The organism is Erythrobacter sp., assembly GCF_038133525.1.
Classification (GTDB): domain Bacteria; phylum Pseudomonadota; class Alphaproteobacteria; order Sphingomonadales; family Sphingomonadaceae; genus Qipengyuania.
Map to the genome: position 1 here is coordinate 1 of NZ_JAYPTL010000015.1, position 5393 is coordinate 5393.

Below are 5393 nucleotides of genomic sequence, written 5' to 3' on the forward strand. Positions count from 1 at the left end.
GTGCACCTGACCGGCAAGGAATATGCGATGCTCGAGCTGCTTTCGCTGCGCAAGGGCACCACGCTGACCAAGGAAATGTTCCTGAACCACCTTTACGGCGGCATGGACGAACCCGAACTCAAGATCATCGACGTGTTCATCTGCAAGCTGCGCAAGAAGCTCAGCCATGCCTGTGGCGGCGAGAACTACATCGAGACCGTTTGGGGCCGCGGCTACGTGTTGCGTGACCCAAATGAAGAGGCCGAGGCCGCCTGATTCGATTTCTCTTGGATGGGAATAGCGAGGACGCCCGGGACAGGATTGTCTCGGGCGTTTTGCTATCAGGCTTGAGGTTTTTTCTGCACTCGGCGAGCCGGTGAAGCACCTGTATTTACCGCACCTTCACCAGGCGAAGGACGCCCCCGCTAAATGGACCTGTTTGGTTTTGATCTGGGGGCGCTGGTTCCCTTCATCCTGATCGGCTTTGCGGCGCAGATGGTCGATGGCGCATTGGGCATGGCATTCGGCGTGATCTCCAACACATTGCTTGTCGGCCTGCTCGGCATGCCGCCCGCTCTCGCATCGCAGCGTGTCCATGTGGTGGAGTGTTTCACTACCGCCACCTCGGGCATCAGCCATCTGCTCAGCGGCAATATCGACCGCAAGCTGTTCTTTCGCCTGCTCATTCCCGGTGTGCTTGGAGGTGTCACCGGCGCCTATTTGCTCAGCTCGGTCGATGCCGCCATGATCAAGCCCTTCGTGCTGCTCTATCTCGCAGGGATCGGGATCTACCTACTGATCCGGGGCCTGCTCTATCCGCCCAAACTCAAGGAAGCGAAGCACGTGGCGCCGCTTGGCCTCGTGGGCGGATTCCTCGATGCCGCGGGCGGTGGCGGCTGGGGCCCGATCGTAACAAGCAACCTGTTGATCCAGGGCGCGGAGCCCCGCAAGGTCGTTGGGACAGTGAATTCGGTCGAGTTTTTCCTGACCCTCGCCGTCTCGGCCACCTTCATCGCCCACTTGGGCATAGCCGATCTGGCTGGGGCGACCTTGGGCCTGCTGCTTGGTGGGGTAGTGGCTGCTCCCTTCGGGGCCTTTGCCGCCAAGCATTTCAGCCCCAAGCTGATGTTGATCCTTGTCGGGATCGTACTGTCGCTGACCAGCGCATACGGCATTTGGAGCGCGTGGCGCTGACAATCTGGCCGAGGCAGGACAAGTGCCAAAGGACCAATCATCGCTTCAGAATTTGCACCCAAAACAAGATTTGATATGCAGCTTTTATGAGATTGAACCTCCAGACCGATTTCGCCCTTAGGGTGTTGATGTTTCTGGCTGCGCGAAAACAAAGGGCGTCGGTCGAAGAGATCGCCGATGCCTATGGAATATCGCGCAACCACCTCACCAAGGTAGCCGGGCAATTGGCGGAAATGGGCTTGGTTACGACCCGCCGGGGGCGCGGCGGCGGGATCGAGCTGGCGCGGGAGCCCGAGACAATTTCAGTCGGCGCGGTCGTCCGGGAAATGGAATCCCTGGCCGGTTTCGTCGAATGTTTCGAACGCGATTCGAACACCTGTCCGGTCGCCGGGGCTTGCGGCCTGCAAGGGGCCCTGCGGCTAGCACTCGACGATTTCCTGTTGCGGCTTGATGGTTACACCGTGGCCGACATGATCCCTCGCCCCGATAGGTTTGCCAAGGCGCTCGCAACGCCACGGTCAGGTTAGGTCAGCGGTAGCCGGGGACCAGGAGTCAGCCGATCCTCGTGAAGTAGGTCGTTTCAAGCTTGGGGATGGCCTCACTCGCCCATACGATCGTTTCAATCATTGATCTGCCATCGTCAGCGACAGTGTAGACCCGTGTTGAAACCGGTACGCCGCCCTTGCCCAACGTCATGACAAGCGTGTTTGCCTTGGGTTGACGCAAGGCGACGGTATCGATGAAGCCCATGTTACCGCTGATCGGCACCGGCTTACCATCGAGGCCCGCCGTCGAGCTCGCAGTACTGGCCGATCCGTCGGCTGCGACGATCTCGACTACGGTGGTCCAGGCCCCATCCTGTGCTGCTGCGAAGGTGATAGTCACACTGCGGGGCCGCTCATCGATCGGAATGCGATCGACGTCGAGCGACCAGCGCCCGACAAGCGGAACTGAGTTCGCCGAGGCCTCAGTCGCGACCGTCGACTGTCCGAGCTGATCAGAAGGCCCGGCCATGGCGAGGCCCGCTCCAATGGCGGCGAGTGGTATGGCAATAAGCATCACGGTATGTCCTTTCGACAATGAATGTCCCACAAATGGGGGCATTGCCGAACTGTCTCCCGCCGCTACTTCCGCTGTAAGATCGATTTTCTTGTCCCAGATTTTCTGGGCGGCCAGGAGTCTGGCAAGCTCGCGGCTACTTCCGATCCCAGTCTTGCGGCGCGCCTCCCGCAGGCGCTCGTTGATAGCGGTTTCAGAACGGTTGAGACGGGAGGCGATCGACTTGGCGGTGTGACCGCTGGCAAGCAGCCGAAGAATCTCGAGCTCCTTCTCGCACAATGCTGAGATCGCTTCGTGAGGAATTCGCTGGCTGGCCATGCCAACAAGGTCACCATAAGCGCCCGCCAGCGTCCATCCCAATTTTTTTGGCCTGCGTTGCGATGCTCAGACAACCGCATCATCGCTGCCCCGACGCGACTTGACCCACCATGCGCCTGCTGCCAACGCCCCTGGCCATGAGCGCATATAAGGAAGGCGATCCCACCACCTTGAACCGGCTCTACGGCCGTAGTCAGGGCAAGCCGCTGCGCGCCGCGCAGCAGGACCTGGTCGACAAGCTCCTGCCGCAGATCGCCGTGCCGACGGAAGGGGCTGTCACGTCCGAAGCGCTGTTCGGTTTCGATCGCCCGCTACATTTCGAAATCGGCTTCGGCGGGGGCGAGCATCTGGCCGAACGGGCCGACATGCTGCCCGACCATGGCTTCATTGGCGCCGAACCCTTCGTAAACGGCGTGGCCCAGGCGTTGACTCATGTGCGCGACCGGACGCTTGCCAATGTCCGGATTCATCACGGCGATGCGCTGGAAGTGTTGCGCCGCGTACCCGACGGCGCACTGACCATGCTCTACCTGCTGCATCCCGACCCCTGGCCCAAGGCCAAGCACGCCAAACGGCGGATGATGAACGATGGCCCGGTGCGGATGTTCGCCGACAAGCTGAAGCCCGGCGGCGAGTTTCGCTTCGGCACCGACCATCCAGTCTATTTGCGCCACGCGTTGATGATCATGCGGCGATTTTCCGCCGAGTTCGAATGGCTGGTCGAAGGGCGCAAGAGCTGGGAGAACCGCCCATCCGGCTGGCCCGAAACGCGCTATGAACACAAGGCGCGTACCGTATACGGCCACGAAGTGTGGTATTTCCGCTGGAGGCGTACCGAAGGGTAGCTCTGGCGTAGAAAAGGCATTTTAATTCAAAAGGATATCTACGCTACGATTTGCGACCCTTGGCGGCAGTTTCAGCCTCGGTGATTGCTCGGTGATTGCTGGGTGATTGCTGGAAACAGTGTTCGGAGAGCAAAAAATGGCGAGTGGGAAGATCACGAAACGGACTGTCGATTCATTGATTGCGAATGCAGGCGAAGGCTTCCTTTGGGACAACAGCCTGAAGGGTTTTGGAGCCAAACGTTCAAAATCCGGATCAATTGCCTACATCCTGCAGTTTCGCATGGGTGGCCGCGAGGCCAGAACGCGACGCTACACGATCGGCAACCATGGTTCGCCTTGGACACCTGCAACGGCACGTGACGAAGCCGAGCGATTGTCGGTGCTAATCGCGCAAGGAATTGACCCGGTCGAAGTCGAGCAGCAGCGGCGTCGCGAAGCGGTAGATCTCGCGTTCAACAACTATGCCGAACGTTTCACCGACTCCTGCGTGGGGAAAGGCTGGCGTGTCCTTGTCGAACGATCCTTCCGCATCCACGCTATACCTGTGCTTGGTTCGAAGCCATTGCCGAAGATCACGCGCGCAGATGTCGTCGCGGTATTCGACAGAATGCCAAGTGTGCAGGCAGCCAATAAGCGGAACGTATTTGCCGTTTTGCGCCGAATGTTTCGGTGGGCAGTGAGCCGCGGCGATATCGAACGCAGCCCAATGGAAGGAATGGAGACGCCTCCTCCGGTCAAATCGCGTGACCGGTGGCTTTCCGACGATGAGCTCGGCCGGATTTGGCTCCATTCCTACAACACTCACCGATGCTTCGGCCCAATCGTCCGACTGCTGATCTTAACCGGGCAACGCCGCGAAGAGGTTGCGTCACTGTCTTGGGATGAACTCGACCGGGCCGAAAGGCTTTGGTCGCTGCCAGGAAAGCGTGCGAAGAATGGCGAACCCAATCGCGTTCCGCTCAACCGCCTTGCGGTCGATGTTCTTGATAGTGTGGCTGGAGGAAGCGAGTGGCCCCGGCAGGGGAGGGTCTTCCCAACTTCTTCTGGCGGTGGCTTCAGCGGCTACGACAAAGGCAAGAAGAGTATCGATCAATCTCTCGCCGAGGATGGCGGAACACCGGTTTCTCCCTGGCGCCTACATGACCTCCGAAGGACTCTAGCGACTGGTTTTCAGAGATTGGGTGTGCGCTTTGAAGTGACTGAAGCGGTGCTCAACCACATGGGCGGGTCACGCGCCGGGGTTGCCGGAATCTACCAGCGTCACGACTGGAACGAGGAGAAGCGGGAAGCGATGAACTTGTGGAATGAACACATCTGGGGTTTGCTGGAAAAGAAGCCAGAGCATCCTGACGCCGCAACTGCCGCAAGCGATCAAGCTCATGATGGACTGCCGGCGTCGGTAGATTAAGGCTACTCTCCTAGCGATAGGATGAAGAGTACCAAGATGGGCATCGAACTCCTAGTCAGAACCCATCAGGCACGCGAAATATGCTCGGCAGGCTCAGTATAATTCGGGAGGGCATATTGCGGGACGAACTGCAAAATTTTTTGAGGAATTGAGGACGTCAAGGGGGAGGCAGCAAATGTTCTCGCGGGCGTAAACGGATGAGTGGATTTTTTTTTAAAACAGACCCGACCCGAAGGGCTGGCGCGGCAAACAATACAGCAATCTGCTGCCGACAACGACTGCAGCGTGAAGGCTGTGCTCCTTATGAGCGGTAGTCATGAGGAAAATCGGCGACCTCCACCAAGCATTTGACTCATGGTTTCCGGCAATCGCACTCGATATTGTTCCCAGACACCGTACACCCATCGCGCTTGCACCGATACCAGTTTGCCAGGACTTCGAAGGCCAGCTTTCGTTCACCTGTCTCGCTGACCAGCCCCTTCCGGTTCCAGCCATCTTGGACTCCCGAAAGTTGTCGGCGGGGCGAACGGAAATCCTTCAGGACCCACGGCGACATGCCGGCCAAGGTCGGAATATCAGCTGCCATGGCC

The 5393-nt window shown here is 59.0% G+C and carries 6 protein-coding genes; 5 read left to right on the forward strand and 1 reads right to left on the reverse strand.

What is annotated here, in order from left to right; translation table 11 throughout:
- The 3 genes from AAFM29_RS05510 to AAFM29_RS05520 all read left to right on the forward strand — a co-directional run.
- A partial coding sequence (locus AAFM29_RS05510) for a helix-turn-helix domain-containing protein (protein ID WP_341711791.1) occupies positions 1-255 on the forward strand: 255 nt, incomplete at its 5' end.
- Positions 256-408: 153 nt separating this feature from the next.
- Complete coding sequence (locus tag AAFM29_RS05515; RefSeq protein WP_341711792.1) at positions 409-1173, forward strand: sulfite exporter TauE/SafE family protein; 765 nt, start codon at positions 409-411, stop codon at positions 1171-1173.
- A gap of 86 nt (positions 1174-1259) precedes the next feature.
- Positions 1260-1700 carry an Rrf2 family transcriptional regulator gene (locus AAFM29_RS05520; protein WP_341711793.1) on the forward strand — a complete coding sequence of 147 codons (441 nt, stop codon included), beginning with the start codon at positions 1260-1262 and terminating at the stop codon, positions 1698-1700.
- Positions 1701-1725: 25 nt separating this feature from the next.
- Here the strand turns inward: AAFM29_RS05520 and AAFM29_RS05525 are convergent, their stop codons facing one another.
- Positions 1726-2550, reverse strand: coding sequence for a helix-turn-helix transcriptional regulator (locus tag AAFM29_RS05525; RefSeq protein ID WP_341711794.1), 825 nt, complete (start codon positions 2548-2550; stop codon positions 1726-1728).
- A 137-nt stretch (positions 2551-2687) separates the two neighbouring features.
- Here AAFM29_RS05525 and AAFM29_RS05530 point away from each other — a divergent pair, with 137 nt between their 5' ends.
- Both AAFM29_RS05530 and AAFM29_RS05535 read left to right on the forward strand, forming a co-directional pair.
- Positions 2688-3395: a tRNA (guanine(46)-N(7))-methyltransferase TrmB gene (locus tag AAFM29_RS05530; RefSeq protein WP_341711795.1), complete on the forward strand. Its 708-nt coding sequence runs from the start codon at positions 2688-2690 to the stop codon at positions 3393-3395.
- A gap of 106 nt (positions 3396-3501) precedes the next feature.
- The gene (locus AAFM29_RS05535) at positions 3502-4803 is read left to right on the forward strand and encodes a site-specific integrase (RefSeq protein ID WP_341711796.1); all 1302 of its coding nucleotides are present in this window, start codon (positions 3502-3504) and stop codon (positions 4801-4803) included.
- Positions 4804-5393 lie beyond the last annotated feature (590 nt).

Bases quoted from the DNA above. Each gene is read 5' to 3' on its own strand.
- AAFM29_RS05515 (WP_341711792.1), top strand. From the start codon at position 409: ATGGACCTGTTTGGTTTTGATCTGGGGGCGCTGGTTCCCTTCATCCTG.
- AAFM29_RS05520 (WP_341711793.1), top strand. From the start codon at position 1,260: ATGAGATTGAACCTCCAGACCGATTTCGCCCTTAGGGTGTTGATGTTT.
- AAFM29_RS05525 (WP_341711794.1), bottom strand. From the start codon at position 2,550: ATGGCCAGCCAGCGAATTCCTCACGAAGCGATCTCAGCATTGTGCGAG.
- AAFM29_RS05530 (WP_341711795.1), top strand. From the start codon at position 2,688: ATGAGCGCATATAAGGAAGGCGATCCCACCACCTTGAACCGGCTCTAC.